This is a genomic window from Rhodopirellula sp. MGV (assembly GCF_002251265.1).
In the GTDB taxonomy this organism is placed as follows: Bacteria; Planctomycetota; Planctomycetia; order Pirellulales; family Pirellulaceae; genus Stieleria; species Stieleria baltica_A.
Map to the genome: position 1 here is coordinate 1 of NZ_NPDI01000019.1, position 24,667 is coordinate 24,667.

Below are 24,667 nucleotides of genomic sequence, written 5' to 3' on the forward strand. Positions count from 1 at the left end.
TGTTTGGTGGGGGTGGGTTTGCGCGGGGCAGGCGGGAGCCTGCACTCATCGCGTCACAAGGCGGGAGCCTTGCGACGAGTATCTCTTGTGACGAGGCTCCTGCCTTGTCGCACACTGCCTTGCAGGCTCTGCCTGCCGCATAGGCGGTGGTGTTGCGTGGGGCAGGCGGGAGCCTGCATTCACTGCGTCACAAGGCGGGAGCCTTGTGACGAGTGTCTCTTGTGACTACTCCGCTGGCGAGATCATCACGTAGTCGATCCCGCACATGTACGCTCTTGCGGCCTGCGCGTTCGCTCCCGTGATGGTGATCTGAAGCTTTAATGTTTTCTTCCCGTCGAGACGGACACTCTCCCAAACCACCGGCTCCGCAAGGCTGACGGTTGGATCATACAAGTCGATCGATTTCTCTAGCGGTTTGTCGTCACCGATGATCAACGCGGTTTTGACTTGGGCATAGTCCCTCGCCTGGGTCAAGCGAAGCGTCACATTGAACGCTCCAGACTCTGGTACGGACAGCTCCGTTGTGAACGTCGCACCGACGCTTCCACCGGTCCACCACAGGTGTTCATTGCCTGACCAGTCCTTGCCGAACCCGGTCATCGATTGGGGGTGAATCGAACCGGCGGTGACTTCCGCGTCAGCAAATGCTTCGCCTTCGACAACGATGCTACCCGGTGGTGCGATCACATGTGACGACGCATCCTTGGCAACCGGCAGCCCGACTTGCGAAGTCGACATCAGGTATTTGAACAAGTCGCGAACTTGCACGGGTATCATTGGCTGTAACTGCCCCGAAGGCATCAACGAGACATTGGAAAGCTTGTCTTGTTCGATGTCATCTTGCGAAATCACGACGACCTCGGTCGCCGTTTGTACGGTGACCGCATCATCGTTTTCACTTTTCACGATCCCGCTGACCACGCGACCATCAGCCAGCAAAAAGTTCTTGACTTGGTACGCCTTCCCGATCAGCGAATTCGGTTCCAAGATGTTTTCAAGCAAGTAGTCCAGCTTGCTGCGGTTGGCTCCTGTGATGTCTGGGCCGATGTCGCCACCGACACCAAACAGTTTGTGACACTTGCCGCAATTGGCTTCGTACAGCACACGCCCACGAGATGCGTTTGCCGAAGCCAACGCGTTTTCGGTCAACAAGCTGCGGTACTTGGCATACTCGGCTTCCATCTCTTCACTGGACTGGGCGATTTTGCCCCACGCTTTTTCCAAGCGAGCGTTGAGGTCCTCATTTCCGAGCGAGATCGCTTGTCGGATGATGAATGCGGGGACGGCTGATGACTCAACCTTTCCGGACTCCATCGCGTCGACGAACTGGCCGGCGGACGCTTGGCGAGAAACCAGGGTGCTGTAGGCAGCCGTCTTGGCGGTTTCGGAAAGCTTGGGCAACGCGTCGAGCAATCGACCCGCGATCCCTGGCGAATCGAAGTCGGCGAGCGCCGCGATCGTCTTGTCATTGACCGCAGCGTCGTCCACCAAGTCCAACAGTACCGGTGTGAGTTCCGCGTCACGAGCTGTGCGCAGCGCCGCGAGCGCCTCCAAGCGTTTTTCGACAGGAGCCGATCGGTCGGCGAGCACTGTGCGGAACTGTGGGAACACACTTTTGTCGCCAACGCTGATCGCAAATGATGTTGCCAGCTCTCGCACACGTGGCGCTTTTACACCGGCCAATTGCTTGAACGCGTTCGGCCATTGGGCAGGCATCTTTAATCCGGCGCGACTTTCGGCGGCCGCATTCAGTTCTTCCAAGATGACCAATTGGTCGCGTTGATTGCTGTCGCTGATCAATCGTTCGACCAAGGCATCGCGGCCTTCGGGTGTCGTCGTGGTGCGTCGAATGACAAACCGTTCCAAGTTCGGCAACGGGCTGCCTTTGGCGATCGCCAACGCACGCTGTGGATCGTCACCAACAAGCGGCTCCAATCCATACCAGACCATCAACGGCAGATTATGGTCATGCGAATCGATCGCCGACTTGGCCAGCTGTTCGACGATTGGCCAACGCGGTTCGTTCGGCAAACGCTCCAACACACTTGCTAGGTAACGACGCACCACGGCACTCGAATCATTCAGAATTGGACCGGTCAGCAGATCGCTGGCTTCGGAGAGCGTGCCTTTGAAGACAGACGCTTCGCCGATGAAGTGCACCGCCCAGCCGCGGACGTATTCATCATCGTGTTGCAGCATTTGTTGCAAACGCGATGGGTCCAATGCATCAGCACCGTGCATCGCCCACAGCACGCGCAAGCGATCGCGTCGCGAAGTGGCATTCGAAAATGCATTCACCAGAGCGTCTGCGGTGTTTTTGCGATCCAACATTCCTGCGGCGGAGCGTTCATACAGAATCCGTGCGGCTTGCCGCGCGATGAAACCGTTGTCGTTTGTCAGTTCAGCGACCAACGACTGATCTGATTCGTTCCACAAGTCGATCGCTACCGGGCTGACGTCCCCATAGCGGATGCGGAACAATCGCCCGTCGGTACGATCCCAAACTTCGGGGGTTCGGTTGTGACAGGTTTGGACGTCGTGCCAGTCCGAGGTGTAGATCGCACCGTCAGGTCCAACCATCACGCCGACGCCGATTTCCAAGTGATCTTGGGCGAGTGCAAAGTCGGGGCGATGTCGTCCGATATATCCCGAACCGTTGCGGTCAACCGTTTCTTGAACGACACGGTGTCCGTGCAAGTTATGAAACAGCAGCTTGCCGTCGTAGTGTTTTGGAAACACGCCACCGTTGTAAATCGCCAAACCGCAGTGCGCGTGGCCTCCGCCAAGTAGCGACGTCCCGATTGGGGCGGACGGTTTGGAATCTTTATTCTCGCCCCAGAACGCGTGACTGGCGATGTTACCGGTGTAGTGCGCGTGGTCGGCAATCGTCTTGATGTCGTCAAACGTGTATTGGTTAAAGTGGTTGCCCGCTTGGCGTTGGTAGCGTGCCCCTTGGATGATGTGAAACAAGTGTGGAATCACACATGCGGTCACAAACCAATCGCCTTCGTCATTGAAATCGACGCCCCAAGGGTTGCTGGTTCCGTTGGCGAAGACTTCGAACTGGTGTCGCGTCGGGTGATACCGCCAAACGCCGGCGTTGATCCGCGTCCGTTCACGATTGCTCGCGCCGGGTTTGCCAACGTTGCTGTGGGTGAAGACGCCGTGGCATCCATACAGCCAGCCGTCCGGGCCCCAAGTAAAACTGTTGAGCGTTTCGTGCGTGTCTTCGTATCCCCAGCCATCGAGCAACACCTGTGGCTCGCCATCGGGAACCGCGTCATGGTCGGCATCGGGAATGAACAGAAACTCTGGTGCGGCGCCGATCCAGACACCGCCGAAGCCGACTTCGATTCCACTGGCCAAGTTGATGCCTTCGATGAACGTTTTCTTGGTTTCGAAGGATCCGTCGTGGTCTTCGTCCGAGAGCACGATGACTCGGTCGCGGCCTTGGCCTTTGGGAGCTTTGGTCGGATACGTGTGACCTTCGATCGCCCAGATGCGGCCTTGCGCGTCAAAGCACATCGCGATCGGCTGAGTCAATTCGGGCTCGCTGGCGATCAAGTCGACGCTGAAGCCATCGGGGACCATCATGTTCTTTGCCGCGTCAGCAGGCGAGAAACCGTCGGCGTATTTGGATTGATCACGACCGGTTTCGACTTTCCATTTCTCAGGCGAGTACGCGACGACATCGCCGACCTGGAAATGGACGGATAAGCCACGCTTGCTGCACGAGACCAGGTCCAGCCGCTTGTCGCCGTCCAGATCGGTGACGGTGATGTCGGTGCCAACGCCAGAGTCGCTGTCGATCATTCGTGGGACAAACTCAATGCCTTGATCGGTGGCAACGTTTTGGAACCAGTACAACACTGGTTCTTGCAGGCCCCCGACATCTTTGCCGGCGTGAGCCATAAATCGCTTTCCGGTCACGATATCCTGGCGTCCGTCACGGTCGATGTCCGCGATCGCGACCGCGTGCAACTGGCTGAACGCGACACCGTAGTCGTTGTCAATCGACGACTGCCCCATGATGTCGTGTTGGACGAACTCGCCGTTGGATGTTTGTTCAAACCAAGCGAGTCCCCAGCCATGCGCATTCAGCGAGGTGACGATATCGTTGTCTTGATCGCCATCGACATCGACGACACAAATTTGTGCCCCGCCGCTGCCAACGTTTTCACGGTTCCATTGCTGTTGTTTCCAAAGCGAACCGTCCGCCGATTCATTTCCTGGGTTCCGCCACCAAAACGTTTTGTCGAGCACGTCGAGATGCCCGTCACCGTCAACGTCACCGATCCCCATCGCGTGCGCAAAACGTCCGCCGCAAGCTCCTGGCCGTGTGACGGGATGGAACTGCCAGGGTTTCGTTGCATCGGAGCCGGCTTGAAAATAGCCGTAGCTTCCGGAATTGCCACAAACGATTTCGGGCAGCCCGCCTGGAACGATGTCCGCGAAACCTGGCGACTCGTTATCAACACCCGCCGTAATTTCAAACGACGCCCAATGAGAAACGCCGCCGTTTGATTTGTCGGTGCCAGTTTTATTGTCAGCACTAGGGTTCACATACAACCGGGCCGGTTGGCCGGGAAAGCCGATCACCAGGACGTCGTTTGCGTCGTCGCCGTTGACATCCGCGACATGGCTAAAGAACTGGTCGCTGTAACCCGCAACGGGAAATTCACGTGGCGGCGCGATCTCAAACGACTGCTTGAACTCTGGACCGCGAAACCACAGTGGTCCGGCAACGATGTCGGTGACTCCGTCGCCATCAATGTCGCCCGACGAAGCCCCTTCGGCGTGGAAGAGTTCGTGAATGCGTTGGGATTTCCACGCTTGTGCGGAACAGTTTGTTGTCCCAAGTCCGAGGAGAACGCTGCAGAGCGTGGCTCCATAAATCGCGATGCGGGGGCGACGTTTCATGCTTCCGGGAAAAGGTTGGTGGGTAATAAATTCAGGAGGGAAGGAATAGTGCCGCTATTCTAGACGACTTGAAAACTCGTTTGGCAAGCTTTGCCGCCGGACACCAAAAATCCCGGACACCAAGAAACGCTGTCCCTGCAAAAATCAATTTTCCCTGACATTATTTTTCTGCGGGGGGGACTCCGCATCTTGGTGGACGAGTTGTTGTAAACTGCCACCCTGAAGCACCACGCGGCGGAGCATGTCGCTTTCGATCCACGAAACCATTTCCTCGCAACTATCGAGGGCAATCATGTCTGAATCTTTTGAATCACAATTTGCCGTCGCTGTCGAAGACCGCGATGCCCAACTGATGCGCCAGATGATCGGCCAAGCCGAGTTTGTCTTGCTGGCCGTCACCGATGAAGATGAAGAAGATGCCGACGATGGTGCGGCAAATGTGTTTAGCACCGAAGTGGACGGCATGGATCTGCTGGTCGCCTTTACCAGTGATGATGCCGCAAGAAACTTCATCGAACTGCGGAAAGACCAATACAAAGATGAAGACGAAATCGGCGGCTACATCCTCGGCGGCGAGACGCTGCTCGAATACATGCCGCCCGATCACGGCTTGTACCTCAATCCGGATACCGATTCGCCATTGGTCGTTGACATCGACCTGTTGGCACTTGTCCAAAAGGCACAAGTCTGATCGTCCTAAAGATCGCGAACTATTTGTGACACCGCGAGGCGTCCGTGACACAGACCGTTAATCCGTATGCCGCGCCCGGTGCCGAATCACTCGATACCGCCACACCTTCGCCAAGTGACTATGTTTCCGAGCGACTGGAATTCAGTGGTGTTCTCACGCGGAGGGATTATCAAGACGCGATCGTCTACTCGGGAATCCGTCAGGACACCAGGCGATTCACCCGCCTGGTCATAGGCATTGTCGGCGTGACAAGCCTGGTGACACTGATCAGTTTCTTTCGGGCGAATCAATTGCTCTCGCCCCAACTGCTCCAGTCCCTGCTCGCACAGATCATTCTGGTCGCCGGCTTTACTTGGCTTTGGTCGTTCAATCGCTGGCAACTTCGGCACGTCATCGCGGCCTGCCAGTCAGCGACCGGCCCGGTGAGCGGATGGATCGATCATGAGGCGATCGTCATTCGATCCGAACGGACGACGGAGTCTCACCCGCTGGAATCGTTGATCGCTTCGAAGGCCAATCCGAATCGTTGGGTGTTCACGTTCACAAAGACGTACACGTTCTTCTATGTGCTACCTTTCGATTTCTTCGACAAGCAATCGCTGGCCCGACACGTCGCACAGCACTGGGGCAAGCTGCGACCTCCCCAAAGGCTGTCCGTCGTTGACTCCGCTCAATTGTCACCACCAGAACTCGGCTACCTCCGCGAACCGGCACAGGACGCGATCCTTTTTGACGGACCCGTTTACAAAGGCGACGAGCGTGGGACCGCGTTTCATCAGGCCTCCCGATCATTCCTCCATCGCTCGCTATTGTCCGTCGCATTCATGGCGATCAGCGTCATCGGCTATATCGTGATTCTGAATAACGGGGTAAGCGGCCCGCTGGGATTTGGCATTTTGTGGCTGACAATCGCAATCGCCTTTGTCGCTTTACGCGTTTGGCTGGAGCGCCGTCGCGCTCGTGATAAACGCGGGGAGATGTACTGGCATTCGAAAGGCTATTTCCAGGACAGCGGATTCGAACTGATGTCTCAATCCGGTCAGCGTCAGGGCGGTTGGGATTACTTTTGCCGCTACGAAACGACTGACCGAATCATTGTGCTCTACCCTGGTGAACTTGACCTGTTTGCCGTCTTGGTCGCAAAGAATCAATTCGCCAGCGAACAAGCCTGGGAAGACGCCGTCGGTCTGGTGAAATCAAAACTGCCGACAACAACACAGTACAACGCCGCCGCAGGCCAGACGTTGCCACGGTAACCCAGGCTGCGGTACTGAGGACCAAACGCCTACGACAGCGTCACGACGGCATGGTTGGCGTGCAGCATTCCGCCATATTCGCCGCCTTTCGAATTGGCGACCACGTTGCCCTCAAGGACTCGTTCGACAGGCGCCCCATCATCCGTGTCGGCGGAAAACCTGACTGCCATCGTCATCACTTGCGAATCGTTCGCATAACGCAGGACGAGGCAACGGGTGTCCTGATCAACCGTCACCGTCAGGTTCTCGTCGCTTAACAAGCCAGACTCACGCGTCTTGGTGCGCAATCGGACCAGTTGGCGATACCAATCCAACGTTTCCGCATTGCCGCTGGCTCGGTCGCCAATCTTGGCACTCGTGAATGCTTCGGGATCGGTCGGCAGAACGCCAGCGTCCCAGTTATGTTGCGGATAGTCACGTCGTCGACCTTCGATAACGCCTTGACGCAATTGGTCGTCGCCGAAGTCGACAAAGAAACAGAACGGGGCTTCGCAAGCGAATTCTTCGCCCATGAACAGCATCGGGATCGCAGGAGACAAGATCATCAGCGCTGCTGCCGCGCGATGTGCGTCGTGTGACGTCAACCGGTGCAGTCGTTCGCCCAGCGGGTGGTTGCCAATGAAATCGTGGTTCTGGATGGAATAAACCAATCCGTGCGTACACACACGTTCGGTCAAGGCTTTGCGGCCACGCTGACTTCGCAAGGTGCCTTCATAGACGTAGCCCTGCTTGACGGTTTGCGCCAGGTCGACCCAGGGAAGGTACTCACGGTGCGTCAACTGCTCGCCGGGACGAAGCACGGCAAAGACACTGTGCAAGAAATCGTCACCCCACATGGCATCGAAGCCGATCCCGCCGTCGGATCGCTCAACCAGCATTTCGGGGTCGTACACATTGGACTCGGCGATCAAGAGTACTGGGCGATCGTTGGATTGCGACCAGGCGTGCACGGCGTCAGACATCTCGGCAACAACGTGTGGGTCACGATCGTCGGCCATGCAATGAATCGCGTCGACGCGAAGCCCGTCCAAGTGAAATTCATCGAGCCAATAAAGTGCGTTGGCGATGAAGTATTTTCGAACTTCATCACCATGTGTCTCGTCATCAAAATTGGGCGCTTCGCCCCACACGGTGTGATGCTTCGTCGAAAAGTACGGGCCGAATTCGTTCAAGTAGTTGCCTTCGGGACCGACGTGGTTGTAGACCACATCCAGCAGCACTGCCAAACCGGCGGCGTGCGCCGCGTCGACAAACCGGCGAAAGTCATCGGGCGTTCCATAAGCTTCCGTAGGGGCAAAGAAACTGACCCCGTCGTAGCCCCAATTCCATCGACCGGCGGATGCGGCCACGGGCATCCACTCGACCGCGGTCACACCGAGGTCGACCAATTCGGGCAAGCGGTCAATCGCCGATAAAAAGGTTCCGTCTTTGGTGAAGGCACCGGTATGTGCTTCATAGATGACCAAGTTGTCGCGTTCGATGCCTTTCCAGTCGCTATCGGTCCACGCGAAGGCAGGGTCGATCACTTGGCTCGGACCGTGCACGCCCTGTGGCTGAAACCGCGAAGCGGGATCGGGACGCTGCGGACCACCATCGACACGATAAAAATACGTCGCACCGGCAGTCACACCGTCGACTTGGGCGGCAAAGTAACCGTCGCTTTTTCGCTCCATCGCGATGCCAGTCGCTCCGCCGATGATGTCGACGACAACCTGCTGGGCGAGCGGTGCCCAAACACAGAATCGTGTCCCGGCTGAATTGACTTGGGCACCGAGGACGCGGTGAAATTCGGTCAGAGGTCGATCCGTGACATTCATCATGGCAATCAGGCTGCGGCTGCAAAGTGGAAATCGGAAAATCGAATGCGTGGCCGCGTGATGATCGACGGCCAGCTATCGATTTTGTTGCTGGAGCAACATTTGTTCCAGGGGACTGAGCGGACGCAGAGATCCGGATGATTCTTTGTCGTCGAAGATCGGCGAGACGCTTCCCGCGTTTTCTGCTGACAACGCGGCCTGGACCACATCCAGCTTTCCCGCGTGAAGGTGGTCACCGGCCGGCAATTCGAATCGCCCCAGCCCTCGACCTTGATAGTTGGTGTCTTCAATAGGGTTCGGGCTTTTCCCGGTACGATCGATCGCGATCGATTGCAAACGCCATTCATGCACGACGACTTCGTAGCGTGGTGACGGCGGGATCGGAGTGGAGACCTGCCGCGTGCCCCAAGAACCGTCGGCTGCGAGCGTTTCGATTTCTTGAACGCGGTCGGCGCCGGCGTCGCGTTGCAGTTCGATCGGGACGCTTTGCCCCGGTCGGATACGGAACTGCTTCGCCGCCTTACCACTCTGCTTGTCAACCAGCGTCACACGAACTTCGCGCTGGGTGGTGTTTTCGAAGGCAACGTTAACAGGCGGCAATGGAGCTCTCGTGATCACCCTGGAACTGATCACGGTCGATTGCGGCATCGCCCATGGCAGCGTCGCTCCGCCAACGGCGTAGCCCGGAAAAACATTCAGCGTCAGGCCTTGATTCAGGTAACCGTAAGCCGGAAATCCCCAGGGGCGATAATACCCTGGCCCCCAGTATCCCGGTCCCCAGTAACCCGGCCCTCGGCGTCCTGGTCGCCTGCCCCAGTACACCGGCGGATGAAACGCATGGAAAGGGTCGGCAAAGGGGACCGGATGATGACCGCCATGATGAAACGGGCGTACTTGCCGACGCGAAAACAAGAACCCTGGAATGGTGTCATCCAAATCGGCGACCTGCATCGGCCCGCTGCCAGAACGTGGAAAACGCACGATTCGGTTCATCGACGGAAGCCAATACCCGAGATAGCGTCCGTTCATCGAATCAAGTGATGGGTCGCGGCGGAAGTAATAGCGATCGCCATTCCGTTCGACCGACACCATGCGGCTTCCTGTCAGGAACAATTCCGACGTCACCACACCACTTGGTTCAACCAGTTCGTAGTCTTGCGAGTGGACCGTGCCAGGCGATAGCAGGAAACACACGAGTGCGATCAGTGGACCGAATTGACGCATGTTCGTTTCCTCGCGATTGGGGTGGATGCCGAAAAGGATTCTTCCGCCACCTGTCATCGTAGCGGAGGCATCAACTGTTTCGCGAGAACTGCCACGATTTCGGCGGCTTTTCAATCAACCGATTGCGACTCTGGGCCACCGTCAAAGCGTTTGGGTATCGAAGAATTTGACTCCCTCTCGTATGGCAATTCCCAAATTCTCTCGCCAGTCGAGTCCGCAAAACAAAGCCGACTTTCCTTCAGCTTGGTCGGATCACCATCACCCCAAAATGCGAAGAAAGGATCTCTGGCGTTCAGTGGACGGCGTTCAGTGGACGGCGTTCAGTGGACGGCGTTCAGTGGACGGCGGACATAAGGTGCAAGTTGTGATCTCGGCCTGAAGCGTGGTTCAATAAATAAAAAACCCCGGTCGCTTCTGCGAAGCAACCGGGATCTCTTTCGATTCGTTGTGATCCGACCAAGTTAATTTAAGCAGGGTCAGTTATCGAAAGGCTGCGCGGTGTCGGCGGTTTCTTCGATGCGGAACATGTCACGCCAAGGCAGTTGGATACCGCCGTCGATGGTCAGCGTGCTGCCAGTGATGTATTCGCTTGCCGGCTGGCACAAGAACACGACACCGCGACCGATTTCCGAAGGCTGCCCCAGTCGTTTCCAAGGCAGCTTTTCCCCTTCACGCTGCAGCGTTTCTTCCGAGAAGAATTTGCGTTCACCTGGGGTGTCGATCCAGCCGGGGTGAATCAGATTGCAGCGAATGCGATGCTGTGCCAATTCGATGGCGGCGGTTTTAGCCATTTGGTCGTTGGCCGCTTTGGCCATGTTGTAAGCCATCGCGCCCGGCATCGGTAAATGGGCATGCGGGCTGCTGATGACGACAATGTTTCCACCGTTGCCAGCACGAACAAGATGCTGTGCACCGGAGCGGACAACATAGAACGCGCCCCACATGCTGACGTCGATCGTCTTGCGGAATTCCTTCATGTCGGATTCCAACATCATGTGGCGGTCACTGTACGCCGCGTTGCTGACGACGATGTCCACACCACCGAGCTTTTCGACCGACTCGTCGACCATCGCTTCAGCAGCCGCTTGATCCGCCAAGTCTGCTTGAACCTTAAACGCTTCGACGCCCATCGCCTTGCACTCTGCGACGACCTCGTCCGCCTCTTCCGGATTGGATCGATAGTTAACGGCAACGGAAGCCCCGGCACGGGCCAATTCCAATGCGATTCCACGCCCGATCCCTCGAGACGCACCGCTGACGATCGCACGTTTTCCAGCTAGCTCACCCATGGTGTCTCTCTGCCTAAAACCTTCTACCAAGAATTTCGCTCGAATAAATACGTTAGGCCATGAAGGGTATCCGCAGCCAAGTGACTAGGGAACCTCTTGGGCCTTTGTTGGCAAAGAACGCAAGTGGTTTGACGACCAGCATTAGCTTGCAAGAAATGGTCGTCGGCCAAGCGTCCCCGGCACTTCAGCCGGAACCAAGTGCGTGAGAGTATGACCTAAAATGCGCATAGAACGCAAGAAACCTTCCACATTCTTGCAAACCTTTCACAAAGATGCTTGAATTCTGTCATCCGTGGAAGGAAACTATCAGCGAACCGCTAACTACGCAAACTAGGAAAGCTTTGTGGTCCGAACCGTGAACGGATCATCTCGATTACCCGCCGAAGCACGCTCGTCCAGTGATGGTCGACGTGAACGGATGCGACTATTGATTCGGCAAACCGGGTTCTCCTCCTTGGGCGAACTTGCCGAGTCTCTGTCGGTCAGCGAGTCAACGGTCCGTCGTGACCTGGAACAACTGGAACAATCCGGCGATGTGCAACGCACCCACGGCGGTGTGTTCTGGACCGGAGACAGCTCCACCATTCGGGCGTTCGAAGGACGCACCGATTCGACGTGGGCTGTCAAAGCGGCGATCGGCGCGGTCGCGGCCGAGTTGGTCGAAGAGAACGACACGATTCTGCTCGATGGCGGAAGCACGACTTACGAACTGGCACGCCGATTGGTCGGACGTCAGTTGCAAGTCGTCACCAACAGCTTGCCGGTCGCGCATTTGCTCTCTAGCAGCGATTCGATTGACTTGGTCACGATTGGCGGTTGTGTCCGCGGCCGGATGGCCGTAGCGATCGGCCCCCTGGCGGACACGATGCTGCGTCAGATCAACGTTCGGTTGGCGTTCCTGTCGGTCGCGGGAATCAACGAACGTGGCTTCTTCAACAACAACATGATGTTGGTCGAAAGCGAAAAGGCGATGTTAGCCGCGGCAGACCGCGTTTATGTCGTCGCTGACAGCACCAAGTTTGGCAAAGTCAGCCTGTCCCATCTGTGCGGTTTAGGAGACGTGCATGGGATCATCAGCGATACCGGATTGTCGCCCCAATGGAAAAACCGAATCGAAGAAGCTGGCGTGGACCTAGTGTTAGCCAAGCGTGACGAGAAACCCACCGGTTCGCCACCCGCCGGCTCGTCACTCACAGATCCCTGCTCCTGAACGACACCCTGATTTCTGCTTCTCCTTTCCACCTGCTCCCAATCATTCCCCTTCCCCTCTTTGCTTAATGAACGCGATTGAATTCGATCGAGCTCAAATCGAAGCTCTGGTCCGTCAAGCCATTCGCACCGGCGGACTCGGCGGCAGCACTCCGCCCGGATGGGTCGATGGCAAGCCGAACCTCCGCGTCAGCATCTCTGCACGCCACGTGCACCTGACTGACGAACACGTCGAAATCCTGTTCGGGCAAGGGGCAAAGCTGGAGCCGGAAAAAGACCTGTATCAAGACGGGTTCTATGCCGCCAAGCAAACCGTGATGGTCGTCGGCCCACGTCGTCGCATGCTGCCCAGCGTTCGCGTGCTCGGCCCGACCCGCGGCGCCAGCCAAGTCGAACTGGCGTTTACCGATTCGATTTCATTGGGCATCGACGCACCGGTTCGCCACAGCGGCCACATCGACGGCACACCGGGTTGTGTCTTGGTCGGTCCTGCCGGCAGCGTGCAATTGTCCCAAGGCGTGATTCGCGCCGCACGACACGTCCACATGAACTTCTCTGACGCCGCCCACTTTGGCGTCGAAAACGGTGACATGATGCGGCTGAAAATCACCAGCCACGAATGCACCACGGTCTTCGAAGACGTTCTGGTTCGCGCCGACGAAGCGGCGAAGTTGGAAGTCCACATTGATACCGACGAAGGCAACGCGTGCCATCTGGACGGCGCGTCGAAGGTCGAGCTGACCAAGAGCGGCTGTAGCTGCGAAGACAAACACTAGTCGCGCTTCACTTTCGCGGCGACGAGTCACTTTTCGCTTGTTGTGGACGCGTGAGCGATCCGCTCCGGCGAGTTTTCAAAACATCTTTCGGCTCGGACAACGAGCCAACGATCCCGTTAACCCTCTCCCCCTTTTATAGGCAGATTTACTCATGGCGAAATTGAACGAAGCACTCGGCATGATCGAAACCAAGGGATTCGTTTCCTTGGTCGAAGCCGCCGACGCGATGATGAAAGCGGCAAACGTCCAATACCTTGGCTGGGACAAGGTCGGCAGCGGTCTGGTCAGCGTCTTTGTCAGCGGTGACGTTGCGGCTGTTAAGGCGGCGACCGATGCCGGTGCAGCAGCTGCCGGGCGCATCGGCGAAGTCGTCAGCGTTCAGGTCATTCCACGTCCACACGAAGACTTGGTGAAGGTTCTTAAGACTGCGGCTCCGGCTGCCAAAAAGTAGTCCGCGGACTCGCGACATCGATTCGTTGCCCCTCGCGGCGCGACGAACGTTTTTCAACCGAACATCAATAATCAATAACAACGAATAACATGAACGACGCAATCGGATTGATTGAAACCAAAGGCTTGTTGGCTCTGATCGAAGCGACCGACGCGATGGCCAAAGCCGCCAACGTACAAATCGTTAAACGGGTCGACATCGGTGGTGGCTTGGTCACGACTGTTGTCAGCGGTGACGTCGGCAGCGTTCGCGCGGCTGTCGAAGCCGGTGCCAATGCAGCAAGCCAAGCCGGCGAACTGCTCAGCAGCCACGTGATCCCACGTCCGGCCGAAGGAATCGCACAGGCTTTTTTGTCCTAGGCGGTGATTGCGAAGGCAGTGCTTGCGGAAGCACTGTTGTCGAAAACAGTGACTGTGATGCGTTGGCAAACACGGTGACTGCATCGACGACGTACAACACAGATGACTCGACGCGGAGGATCCCGCACATGCTCGTCCTGGTTGCAAATTTAGGCTCGACCAGCTTCAAGTATCGGCTTTTTGAAATGGCCGAAGAGGGAGCACTCGACGATATCGGCAGCGCCAATTGTCTCGCACGAGGCGCGGTCGAACGGATCGGTGATGCGGAAAGCAAATGCACCGTCCAGATCGGCGATTGGTCGGACGAACTGACAATGCCCGTCCCCGATCACGGTGTCGCGGTGGAGTCCTGCCTGAAACAACTGACACATCCCGAGCATGGTGCGATCAAGGACGCTTCCGAAGTCGCCGCGATCGGTTTCAAAGCCGTTCACGGTGGGCGAATCTCCGGTGTGTTTGTCGTCGACGAGGAAGTCCTGGATGCGATGGCCGAAATGAACGCCGCCGCTCCGGCACACAACCCGCCTTACATCGCGGCAATGAAGACGCTTCGCGAGCGATTCCCCGACCTGCCATTGGTCGCCGCTTTCGAAACCGATTTTCACCAAACGATCCCGGCGGCGCGAAAAGAGTACGCGATCCCACGCAAATGGGCCGACGAGTTCCACATTCGCAAGTGGGGCTTCCATGGCGCCAGCCATCGCTTCATCGCTTATCGCAGTGCCGAAATCCTTGGACGAAACGACGCCCGCGTGATCTCCTGCCACCTCGGCGGCAGCAGTTCGATTACGGCGATCAAAAATCGCCAAAGCGTGCAGACCACGATGGGGATGACGCCACAAACGGGATTGCCACAAAACAATCGCGTCGGTGACTTCGACCCATTCGCACTGCCACTGATTATCGAACGCACCGGGTTATCACTGGACGAGACGCTGAAAACGCTTGCCAGCCAAGGCGGACTGCTTGGCCTGAGCGATCGCAGCGGCGACATCCGTGACATCGAACAAGCGGCAGCAAGCGGCGACGCGAAATCGCAACTCGCACTCGACGTGTTCATCGAAGAACTACGACGTCACCTCGGTGGCATGTTGGTCGCACTCGGCGGCGCCGACGCGATCGTGTTCACCGGTGGCATCGGCGAGAACGCGACGAAAATTCGCGAAGGCGTTTGCCAAGGCCTCGAAGAACTGGGCATTCGCATCGACAGCGATGCCAACCAAAGCGTCAAAGAGCGCGGCGGCGAAAGCGGTGAAGCTTCGTTCCATGCCGACGATTCGAAGACGCAACTGTGGGTCATCCCCACGAACGAAGAAGTCGTCGTCGCACGACAAACGATTCACGCGATCAAGTCGCGATAGTTTTCCCCAACGATTCCCCTTTCACCCTTTTTTGACGGACTCAATCGCGAATGTTTATCGCACGCGTTTCCGGATCAGTCGTCAGCACGCAAAAGGTCCAGTCGATGACTGGGCACAAGCTGTTGGTCGTCGAACCGTACCGTCTGGAAGGCGACAAGCGGCAGTCGTTGGTGACCACCGGACGGACTTTTATCGCCGTCGACACGCTGGGCTCGGGCGAAGGCGACTTCGTGCTGATCACCCAAGGTAGCAGTGCCCGTTTGACCCCCGAAACGAAATCGCTGCCCATCGACGCGGTCATCATCGGCATCGTCGACCAAGTCCACATCGACAAGTTGAGCGTTTACTCGCGCGACTGATCCACACCAAGACAACTGACTCCCAATCAATCATGAACTTCGACGAAAATCTCATTCGCAGCGTAGTCGCCCAGGTCTTGGCCGAAGTCGGCCCGATGCCTGCCGCGCCTAGCGCCAGCACCGGTGGTCAGAACGGAGTCTTCTACGACGCGGACTCGGCCGTCAAAGCCGCTCGCGAAGCGTTCGAACAACTGCGTGAACGCCCCGTCGCCGATCGCAAACGGATCATTGACATCATCCGCCGCATCTCGATCGAGCAATGCGAAGAGCTCGGTCTGATGGAGATGGAAGAAACCGGGATCGGCCGCCCCGAGCATAAAATCGCCAAGCTGAAAACGCTCGGTGAGCAAACGCCGGGCGTCGAGTTCATCGAAACGAAAGCCTACAGCGGTGACCACGGACTGGCGATCATCGAACGCGCCCCGTTTGGTGTCATCGGTGCAATCACCCCCGTCACCCACAGCTTGCCGACGATCACCGGCAACGCGGTCAGCATGATCGCCGGTGGCAACACGGTTGTCGTCAACCCGCACCCATCGGGCAAACTGGTCGCGGCCGAAGGCGTTCGCAGATTCAACGAAGCGATCGCGGCCGAAGTCGGGATCGACAACTTGATCTGTGTGATCGCCGAGCCAACCTTGGAATCGGCCGAGGCTCTCTTTAAGCATCGCAGTGTCGCGTTGATCTGTGTAACCGGCGGCCCCGCCGTGGCACGTGCCGCTTTGAATAGCGGTAAACGAGCCATCGTGGCTGGCCCAGGCAATCCGCCGGTTGTGGTCGACGAAACGGCGGACTTGGATTTGGCAGCCCGGTCGATCATCGCCGGTGCTTCGTACGATAACAACTTGTTGTGCATCGCCGAAAAAGAAGTCTTCGTCGTCGAACGTGTCTTTGACCAGATGATGGAAGCGATGCGACGCGCCGGTGCGGTTCAGTTGAACTCAACGCAAATCGACGCGTTGACAGCCAAAGCGATCGTGAAAGTTGGCGACGACCAGCACGACGCGGCCTGCAAAGACTTCATCGGAAAAGACGCCTCGGTGCTTGCCGCTGCGGCCAATGTCACCGTGCCACTGGACACCGAATTGCTATTTGGCGAAACCGACGAATCGCACCCGTTCGTCAGTGTCGAACAGATGATGCCGTTTGTCCCATTTGTGCGTGCACGCGATGTCGATCATGCGATCGCGATGGCCAAGCACTACGAACACGGCTTCCGCCACACCGCGATCATTCACTCACGCAACGTCCACAACATGACCAAGATGGGCCGCGAGATGGACGTCACGCTGTACGTCAAAAACGGCCCCTGCATGGCATCGCTGGGCTTGGGCGGCGAAGGTTATCTGTCGTTTTCGATCGCGGGACCGACCGGCGAAGGCGTCACGACACCGACGACGTTTACCCGCGAACGCCGCTGCAGCATGGTCGACGAACTGCGTGTCGTTTGATTGGAAAACGAGCCAACTGAAGTTTTAAACGTATGCAAACCGCCACCGTCCTCGGATCGACTCACGCGACGATCAAGCATGAAAGCTTTGTCGGATGTCGCATGGTCATCCTGCAACCGCTGACGGTTGACGAAAAGCCCGACGGCCCGCCGCTGATCGCGATCGATCAAATCGGATCACGTCGCGGTGACAAGGTGATGATTTCCAGCGACGGAAGTTACGCACGCGAAGTCACCAAGCACGACCGCACCCCGGCTCGCTGGACTGTCGTCGGAATCATTGATTAAAGCGAACTATGAATCACGTCCCCAACACCACCGTACGCAGTACCGATGCTTTGCCCGACGCGGCAAAGATCAGCGAGATTGCGCGCGAAGTGCTGCGGCGGATCAAAGCGGGACAAACGACAGCGACATCGAACTGCGAACAGGCCAACGCTCATCGCTTGATCACGATCGAAACACTGCCTAAAGCGGTCGGCAATGAGATCGTCGTTACACCAAGCGGCGTTGTCACACCGGCGGCAATCGAAGAAGCCAAACGGCTTGGCATCCGCATCGTTCGCCAAACCAAGTCGGCTTCATCAGCCAAACCATCGGTCAGCGAAAACGTCGGCGACGAAGTCGACCCGTTCGTACAACAACTCGCCAAACGTGGTTTAAAAATCCCTGCTGGTGTTTCGATCGTGTGGACGGACAAACCGGCAGCGGAAGTGTTCAAGCAAATTCAATCCGGGCAACGTGCCGTGATGATTTCGCAGTGGGGTGACATCGATCGCTTCGCCGCTGAACTGTCACCACAGGCTTGGGTGCTCGATCGCGACAAGCTTTCCTTGCCAGCCGCTGTGAACTTTGCCGCACGCATCATCAAGCGAGGTGCCCAATGAAACTGGCTCGCACGATCGGCACGATGACGTTGTCGAAAGCCCATCCCGGCATGCACCAAGCCAAATTGCGTTTGGTTGAAGTCGTCGAATCGATTGACCAAATCGATGTCGAACCACTGGGCGGCGAAACGATCGTCGCCTGGGACCTTTGCGGCAGCGGCATCGGTGACCTGGTCGCCCTGGCCGAAGGCCCCGAAGCGGCACAGCCCTTTTCCGATGTTAAACCACTCGATGCGTCGATCGTCGCCTTGTTAGACGAAGTCGACCTTGGCCGGTAAGTCGCCGGCAGATACCCGTACAACCACCATTCACCTTCACATCCAACTGATAACTTTGCCATGCAAAACGTTCATAAGATTAAGCAGGACATGTGCGACATTGGACGTCGGATTTACAACCGCCAATTCGCCGCGGCCAACGACGGGAACATCACCGTCCGCGTCAGCGAAAATGAATTCCTCTGCACTCCGACGTTGCATTGCAAAGGCTTTCTGAAACCCGAAGACATCGCGACGATCGATATCACCGGCAAGCAAATCGCTGGCCGCAAGAAACGTTCCAGCGAAGCACTGCTGCACTTGGAGATTTACAAGCAACGCGAAGACATCAAGAGCGTTGTGCACTGCCACCCGCCGCACGCGACCGCGTTTGCCATCGCCCGTGAGCCGATCCCACAGTGCATCCTGCCCGAAGTCGAAGTCTTTTTGGGCGACGTGCCGATCACCAAGTATGAAACACCCGGCGGACAAGCCTTCGCCGATACGATCATCCCGTTCGTCAACAAGACCAACGTCATGATCCTGGCCAACCACGGCACCGTCAGCTATGGCGAGTCGGTTGAGCAGGCGTACTGGTGGACCGAGATCCTGGATTCGTATTGCCGCATGCTGATGTTGGCCAAACAACTGGGCAACGTCGCGTTCCTGGATCAACAGAAATCACAAGAGCTGTTGGACTTGAAAGACCAGTGGGGCTACAAGGATCCGCGGAACACCAAAGAGTTCGAAGATTGCGACATCTGTGCCAACGACATCTTCCGCAACTCGTGGAAAGATTCTGGTGTCGAGCGTCGTGCCTTTGACGCTCCTCCAGCGATGCCCGCCAAAGTCGCCGCAGCCGTAGCAGCTGCCCCTGCACCGGCAGCCGCACCATCGGCAAGTCCGGCGTCTGGTATCAGCGAAGAACAATTGGTCAAGCTGATCACTGACGAAGTCCTTCGCCAGATGAAAGCGTAACGCGAGTCCACGCGAACGAATCCTCCTCCCACCACCGAACACTCCTCACCAAAACCCATCCACGACATCATGAAAGTTTCGATTATCGGCGGCGGCGGACTCGTTGGCTCCTGTGCGGCGTTTGCCTTGCAGTGTGGCGGCTTGGCTCGCGAAATCGCTTTGCTTGACGTCAACCAAGAATTGGCGGCCGGCCAAGCCTTGGACATGCAGCACGGCACACCCAGCGTTGCCGACCAAGTCATCGTCGGTGGCGGGTACGAACACATCCCCAGCAGCGACGTGATCTGCATCACCGCAGGTTTGCGTCGCAAGCCAGACGAGTCGCGTTTGGATTTGATCAACCGCAACACCGACTTGTTCGTACAAATTCTGCGTGACGTCAAAGCGGCTGGGCCCAAGCCATCGGCAATCGTTTTGGTCGTCAGCAACCCGGTCGATATTCTGACCTACGTTGCCGCCAAGATGCTGGGACTGCCTTGCAATCAAGTCATCGGTCTGGGCACGCAGCTCGATACGATTCGTTTTTGTTCGTTGATCGCCGAGCAACTGAAATCGCCGCCGACCCAAACCAAGGCGTTGATCTTGGGTGAGCACGGTGAGTCGATGGTTCCGATTTGGAGCAGTGCGACGATCGGCGGTTTGCCGTTGGACAAGTATCCCGGTTGGTCGCCGACCTTGGCGACACAATTGTTTACCCGCACACGTGGTAGTGGTGCGGAAGTCATCAAACGCAAAGGCGGCGCCGGATTCGCCGTCGGGATCGCGATCCGCGACGTGATCGATTCGATCATTTTGGATCAGCGACGCGTGTTGCCGGTCAGCAGCATCCAAAACGGTTGCTACGGCATTCGCGACGTCGCCCTGTCGGTCCCAACCGTCGTCGGCCGAACCGGCGTGGTCGACCGCATGGAAATCGACCTGTGGCCCAAAGAGGTCCAAGGGATGCGAGCCAGCGGCGCGGCTTTGCGAAAGACATTGGACGTCGTGTTGAAGCGAATCGGGTAATCGCGATTGCCCGTGGAGTCGCGAACGAGCATCCGCCCCAATCAGCCGCACCCGCGATAGCGAGCGGTTGGGTGTACTGCGATTCAGCTCCCATCAGCCGCATCCGCGATAGCGAGCGGTTGTGTGTTTTGATTCGGCGACATCAACGACTGCCGAAGCATCGAAATCGCCTAAAGGCTAGACTCCAGCGTGACTGCAATCCTGCTCCCATCAGCCGCATCCGCGATAGCGAGCGGTTGGGTGATCGAGTCCTGCGTCGACCCCACTTTCTTGCTGTCTAGGCGAATCCGAACCGCTGGACTAAGTTTACCGCTGTGCGAAAAAACTTGGTTTTCTGGATGAGGCCCCTTTGATGGCAATGTATGACGTTTTCGGTGTCGGCAACGCGTTGGTCGATATTCAAGCTCGTGTCGATGACGAAGTCCTGACCCGTTTGTCGTTGGACAAGGGCATCATGACTCTGGTCGACGACGAGCAGCAATCGAAAGTCCTCTCACACCTCGACGGCAGCCCGCTGAATCGATGCGCGGGTGGTTCGGCGGCAAACACGATCGTCGCTGTCGCCGATTTGGGTGGCTCGGCCGGCTATTTTGGCAAGGTCGGCGACGACGCGCTCGGCGAGTTCTTCCTCAAAGACATGAAGGACCTGGGCGTCTCGATCACCGTTCCGCCGAACGACAAGCCCACCGGAACCTGTGCCGTCTTGATCACCGAAGACGCACAGCGGACCATGCTGACGAACTTGGCCGCTTCGGTCAGTCTTAGCCCGGACGATATCGACGAAGACAAAATCGCCAACAGCAAGTACGTCTATGTCGAAGGCTACTTGTTGACCGGCGACAGCACCAAAAAAGCAGCGTATCGAGCTTTCGAGTTGGCGAAAAAACACAACGTGAAAGTCGCCTTCACCGCGTCGGATCCATTTTTGGTCAACATGATTCGCGACGAAATCTGGGACTTGATCACCGGCCCCGTCGACCTGTTTTTCTGCAACGAAGAAGAGGCGAAAAGCTTGACCGGTGAGAGCGATCCGCTGAAATGCGCCGTCAAGATCCACGAGCACTGTGAAAACGTCGCCCTGACGCTGGGTGGAAAAGGATCGCTGGTGATGCACGGCGGAATCGAGTTCCCGATCGAAGGCGTGCAAGTTGACGCGATCGACACCACCGGTGCTGGCGACATGTATGCCGGCGCGATGCTGTATGGAATCACCAACGGCATGGACTGGCGCACCGCCGGTCACTTGGCGTCGCACGCCGCCGCGCGTGTCGTGTCACAGCTTGGTGCTCGGTTGCAAAACCGATTCACCGAAGAAGAGATCAAAAACTTCAGCCGACTGACCGAAAACTAGGTATCTGTCCGCTGAACATCGTGAATGCGCTCGCGCGGGCCCGCTGGCTCGCGCGTTGCCCCACAACAACCGCCCAACTTATCAGTATGAACTCCCATGGCCAAAGCACCTAAGAACGCCATCTCTCCGACCCGTGCGGAAGACTATCCCGAGTGGTACCAGCAAGTCATCAAGGCTTCCGACTTGGCTGAAAACTCGCCCGTTCGTGGCTGCATGGTGATCAAACCTTGGGGGTATCAGCTGTGGGAGAACATGCAGCGTGCGCTGGACGACATGTTCAAAGCCACTGGGCACCAAAACGCGTATTTTCCGCTGTTTATCCCAATGAGCTTTCTGGAAAAGGAAGCGGAACACGTCGAGGGATTCGCCAAGGAATGCGCCGTCGTCACACACCACCGCTTGGAACCCGATCCGGACGGCGGTCTGCGTCCGGCCGGGGAACTAGAAGAGCCACTGATTGTTCGCCCGACCAGCGAGACGATTATCGGTGCGACGTACGCCAAGTGGGTTCAGAGTTACCGTGACCTACCGATCTTGATCAACCAGTGGGCCAACGTCGTTCGCTGGGAAATGCGGACTCGGATGTTTCTCCGCACGGCGGAATTCCTGTGGCAAGAAGGCCATACCGTTCACGCGACCAGCGAAGAAGCGATCGAAGAGACCGAGCGGATGATCAACGTTTATGCCGACTTCGCCGAGAACTGGATGGCGATGCCAGTAACGATCGGTGCGAAAACGGCTGGCGAACGGTTCCCCGGAGCTGTCGAAACGCTGTCGATCGAAGCGATGATGCAGGACCGCAAAGCGTTGCAGGCCGGGACAAGCCACTTCCTGGGACAGAATTTCTCCAAGGCGCAAGAGATCGTGTTCCAAAGCGAATCGGGCTCGCGAGAATTTGCTTGGACGACCTCCTGGGGCGTGTCGACTCGTTTGGTCGGTGCGTTGTTGATGACGCACAGTGACGATGACGGTTTGGTGTTGCCACCAAAACTTGCGCCCATGCAAGTCGTCATTTTGCCGATCTACAAAGACGACCAACGCGCAGCGGTGATGGAATACATCGAAAAGCTTCGTGACGAACTTCGCGGCCAGACTTACAACGGGGCACCGCTCCGCGTCGAAATCGACGACCGCGATGTCCGCGGTGGCGAAAAGAAATGGCACCATGTCAAACGCGGTGTCCCGATTCGCTTGGAAGTCGGCCCCAAAGACATGGAAAAGGATTCGGTGTTCATGGGACGCCGCGATCAACCCAAAAGCGTTGGTATGACGCGTGCGGAAGTCGTCGCCAAGATCAGCGATCTGCTGGGCGAAATTCAGCAAAACCTGTACGACAAAGCGGACCAGCTTCGCAAAGACAACACCGTCACGATCACCAACGAAGCCGACTTCCGAGCGTACTTCACCCCGGAAAACGCCGACTCACCGGAGATCCACGGCGGCTTCGCGATGTGCCACTTCGCCGACGAAGAAAGCCTGCAAGACTTGCTCAAAGAGTTGAAGGTGACGATCCGCTGCGTGCCAAGTGCCAACAACGACACGCCCGGCACGTGCTTCTACACCGGCAAACCCGCCGCCAAGCAAGCGATCTTCGCCAAGGCTTATTAAGCCGCAAGGCAAGTTCACCGACTCCACTGGCTCCCCTCTCGCCCCAAACTTGTTTGGGGACCGCCTCGTTGCAAGGCTCCCGCCTTGCGACGCACTGCAATGCAGGCTCTGCCTGCCACACTACTCTGCCTGCCGCCTCCCGCCTGCAGCAACCGCACCGCCATGCCCAGCACACCGCTCACAAAACACCTGTTCTTGATCGGATACCGTGGCACCGGGAAGACGACGGTAGCGTCGATCTTGGCGGCGTTGTTGCAGACGCGCTGGATCGATTTGGACGTCGTGATTGAAACCAAGGCAGGCAAAACAATCAGCGAACTGTTTACGGAAGGCGGCGAGCCGTTGTTTCGCGACTGGGAAACACGCTGCTTGCAGGAGTCGATTGAATCGGATGGTCCACCGCAAGTGATCTCGCTTGGCGGCGGCGCGGTTCTGCGAGAGGAAAACCGAGACTTCATCGCTGACAACGGGCACTGCGTTTGGCTGACTGCATCGCCGGAAACGATTGCCCAGCGAATCGGGGCTGACGCGACCACCGCCGCACGTCGTCCAGCGCTGACGGATTTATCGCCGACCGATGAGATCAAATCGGTGCTGACCGCCCGAGAACCGATCTACCGGGAAGCGTCGCACTATGCGGTTTCAACGGAATCGCTGGCTCCGGCGGAGGTCGCCGATCAGATCACTCAATGGCTGGATTCGCTCGCGACACCCTAGCCATTTCGGCTGCTAAAGTGCGCATCTCAAACCGGTGCCTGCCCCTCTTCGGCGGAGAACCCTACAATCGAGGGTCACGTGCAAAACCGGTCTTTTTTTTCAATCGGTAAACTCGGTAGGCTGGGCGAGAATATTGCCCGTACCGCGTGGCCGACGAAAACAGACCGTCGACTTGCCAGACCGGTATGACTTGATAGGCGGCGACAGAGAGACGTAGCTAACGTTTTGCCGCCAGACGTAGACATAAAAAGGATTGCCTCGTGTTCATCGCTGCTTCTACCGAATGTTTTCCTGACCTTGAGCTCCGCGCTGCGATCGAATTCGCATCGGACTTGGAGTTCACTGCGATCGAAATTGCGATCCACGAATCGGGGGACGTCAAGCCCTCGGAAATCTTGGAAGACATGGACCGTTCGATCCAGTTGTTGCGTTACACGCACCGTTTGGACATTTCCGGATACAGCGTTCAACTCGCGTCGACCGGACAGCAGCATTACGAAGATTTTGCCAAGCTGTGCTGGCTCGCCAAAACGACCAAAGTGGTCACGTTGACGGTGCCGTCGGCCGAGCAGGGCACACCGTTCAACGAAGAAGTCGAGCACCTGCAGCGATTGGTCGAATGCGGTGATGCCGAAGGCGTCCGCGTCAGCGTGAAAAGCCAGCTGGGTTGCTTGAGCGAAGACCCCGACACGTTGATGGTGC

General features: G+C 57.4%; 21 protein-coding genes and 1 pseudogene. 18 read left to right on the forward strand and 4 right to left on the reverse strand.

Translation table 11 applies throughout. The annotated features are described in order from the left end of the window. Nucleotides 1-225 precede the first annotated feature (225 nt). Complete coding sequence (locus CGZ80_RS06040; RefSeq protein WP_094412403.1) at nucleotides 226-4,920, reverse strand: PVC-type heme-binding CxxCH protein; 4,695 nt, start codon at nucleotides 4,918-4,920, stop codon at nucleotides 226-228. Between the two features lie 292 nt (nucleotides 4,921-5,212). Here CGZ80_RS06040 and CGZ80_RS06045 point away from each other — a divergent pair, with 292 nt between their 5' ends. After that, nucleotides 5,213-5,611, forward strand: coding sequence for an SseB family protein (locus CGZ80_RS06045; protein ID WP_158222576.1), 399 nt, complete (start codon nucleotides 5,213-5,215; stop codon nucleotides 5,609-5,611). 44 nt (nucleotides 5,612-5,655) lie between these two features. Next, a complete protein-coding gene (locus tag CGZ80_RS06050; RefSeq protein ID WP_094412407.1) occupies nucleotides 5,656-6,867 on the forward strand; it encodes a hypothetical protein in 1,212 nt (403 codons plus the stop codon). Between the two features lie 29 nt (nucleotides 6,868-6,896). Here the strand turns inward: CGZ80_RS06050 and treZ are convergent, their stop codons facing one another. The 3 genes from treZ to CGZ80_RS06070 all read right to left on the reverse strand — a co-directional run bounded on the left by treZ (nucleotide 6,897) and on the right by CGZ80_RS06070 (nucleotide 11,197). Continuing rightward, nucleotides 6,897-8,687, reverse strand: a complete 1,791-nt coding sequence (gene treZ / locus CGZ80_RS06055) for a malto-oligosyltrehalose trehalohydrolase (RefSeq protein WP_094412409.1) — start codon at nucleotides 8,685-8,687, stop codon at nucleotides 6,897-6,899. A gap of 72 nt (nucleotides 8,688-8,759) precedes the next feature. Next, nucleotides 8,760-9,908, reverse strand: a complete 1,149-nt coding sequence (locus CGZ80_RS06060) for a hypothetical protein (RefSeq protein WP_094412411.1) — start codon at nucleotides 9,906-9,908, stop codon at nucleotides 8,760-8,762. A 476-nt stretch (nucleotides 9,909-10,384) separates the two neighbouring features. Next, nucleotides 10,385-11,197: an SDR family NAD(P)-dependent oxidoreductase gene (locus tag CGZ80_RS06070; RefSeq protein ID WP_094412415.1), complete on the reverse strand. Its 813-nt coding sequence runs from the start codon at nucleotides 11,195-11,197 to the stop codon at nucleotides 10,385-10,387. A 355-nt stretch (nucleotides 11,198-11,552) separates the two neighbouring features. On the opposite strand from CGZ80_RS06070, the gene CGZ80_RS06075 reads away from it, so the two are divergent. From CGZ80_RS06075 to CGZ80_RS06150, 16 genes and pseudogenes are all read left to right on the forward strand, one after another. Continuing rightward, nucleotides 11,553-12,407: a DeoR/GlpR family DNA-binding transcription regulator gene (locus tag CGZ80_RS06075; RefSeq protein ID WP_315851408.1), complete on the forward strand. Its 855-nt coding sequence runs from the start codon at nucleotides 11,553-11,555 to the stop codon at nucleotides 12,405-12,407. A gap of 67 nt (nucleotides 12,408-12,474) precedes the next feature. Continuing rightward, nucleotides 12,475-13,182, forward strand: a complete 708-nt coding sequence (gene pduL, locus CGZ80_RS06080; protein ID WP_094412441.1) for a phosphate propanoyltransferase — start codon at nucleotides 12,475-12,477, stop codon at nucleotides 13,180-13,182. A gap of 151 nt (nucleotides 13,183-13,333) precedes the next feature. Continuing rightward, a complete protein-coding gene (locus CGZ80_RS06085) occupies nucleotides 13,334-13,633 on the forward strand; it encodes a BMC domain-containing protein (RefSeq protein ID WP_094412417.1) in 300 nt (99 codons plus the stop codon). Nucleotides 13,634-13,722: 89 nt separating this feature from the next. Further along, on the forward strand, nucleotides 13,723-13,992 hold the full coding sequence (locus CGZ80_RS06090) for a BMC domain-containing protein (protein WP_094412419.1): 270 nt from the start codon (nucleotides 13,723-13,725) through the stop codon (nucleotides 13,990-13,992). Between the two features lie 128 nt (nucleotides 13,993-14,120). Continuing rightward, nucleotides 14,121-15,353: an acetate/propionate family kinase gene (locus tag CGZ80_RS06095; protein WP_094412421.1), complete on the forward strand. Its 1,233-nt coding sequence runs from the start codon at nucleotides 14,121-14,123 to the stop codon at nucleotides 15,351-15,353. 50 nt (nucleotides 15,354-15,403) lie between these two features. Beyond that, nucleotides 15,404-15,712 carry a EutN/CcmL family microcompartment protein gene (locus CGZ80_RS06100; RefSeq protein WP_094412423.1) on the forward strand — a complete coding sequence of 103 codons (309 nt, stop codon included), beginning with the start codon at nucleotides 15,404-15,406 and terminating at the stop codon, nucleotides 15,710-15,712. 32 nt (nucleotides 15,713-15,744) lie between these two features. Next, a complete protein-coding gene (locus CGZ80_RS06105; protein ID WP_094412425.1) occupies nucleotides 15,745-17,163 on the forward strand; it encodes an aldehyde dehydrogenase family protein in 1,419 nt (472 codons plus the stop codon). A 32-nt stretch (nucleotides 17,164-17,195) separates the two neighbouring features. Next, nucleotides 17,196-17,450 carry a EutN/CcmL family microcompartment protein gene (locus tag CGZ80_RS06110; protein ID WP_094412427.1) on the forward strand — a complete coding sequence of 85 codons (255 nt, stop codon included), beginning with the start codon at nucleotides 17,196-17,198 and terminating at the stop codon, nucleotides 17,448-17,450. 8 nt (nucleotides 17,451-17,458) lie between these two features. Continuing rightward, nucleotides 17,459-18,049 carry a hypothetical protein gene (locus tag CGZ80_RS06115; RefSeq protein ID WP_094412429.1) on the forward strand — a complete coding sequence of 197 codons (591 nt, stop codon included), beginning with the start codon at nucleotides 17,459-17,461 and terminating at the stop codon, nucleotides 18,047-18,049. Then, on the forward strand, nucleotides 18,046-18,327 hold the full coding sequence (locus CGZ80_RS06120) for a EutN/CcmL family microcompartment protein (RefSeq protein WP_094412431.1): 282 nt from the start codon (nucleotides 18,046-18,048) through the stop codon (nucleotides 18,325-18,327). Before CGZ80_RS06115 ends, CGZ80_RS06120 begins: the two co-directional genes overlap by 4 nt. Nucleotides 18,328-18,387: 60 nt before the next feature. Next, nucleotides 18,388-19,284, forward strand: coding sequence for a class II aldolase/adducin family protein (locus CGZ80_RS06125; protein ID WP_094412433.1), 897 nt, complete (start codon nucleotides 18,388-18,390; stop codon nucleotides 19,282-19,284). Nucleotides 19,285-19,353: 69 nt separating this feature from the next. Continuing rightward, nucleotides 19,354-20,289 (forward strand): lactate/malate dehydrogenase family protein, encoded by a 936-nt coding sequence (locus CGZ80_RS06130; RefSeq protein ID WP_094412435.1) that lies wholly within the window; start codon nucleotides 19,354-19,356, stop codon nucleotides 20,287-20,289. Nucleotides 20,290-20,641: 352 nt separating this feature from the next. Next, nucleotides 20,642-21,640 (forward strand): adenosine kinase, encoded by a 999-nt coding sequence (locus CGZ80_RS06135; RefSeq protein WP_233148256.1) that lies wholly within the window; start codon nucleotides 20,642-20,644, stop codon nucleotides 21,638-21,640. Nucleotides 21,641-21,736: 96 nt separating this feature from the next. Further along, nucleotides 21,737-23,248 carry a proline--tRNA ligase gene (proS, locus tag CGZ80_RS06140; protein ID WP_094412437.1) on the forward strand — a complete coding sequence of 504 codons (1,512 nt, stop codon included), beginning with the start codon at nucleotides 21,737-21,739 and terminating at the stop codon, nucleotides 23,246-23,248. Between the two features lie 99 nt (nucleotides 23,249-23,347). After that, nucleotides 23,348-23,965: a shikimate kinase gene (locus CGZ80_RS06145; RefSeq protein ID WP_103296684.1), complete on the forward strand. Its 618-nt coding sequence runs from the start codon at nucleotides 23,348-23,350 to the stop codon at nucleotides 23,963-23,965. Nucleotides 23,966-24,225: 260 nt separating this feature from the next. Then, nucleotides 24,226-24,667: pseudogene (locus tag CGZ80_RS06150) on the forward strand (sugar phosphate isomerase/epimerase); the annotation flags it as partial.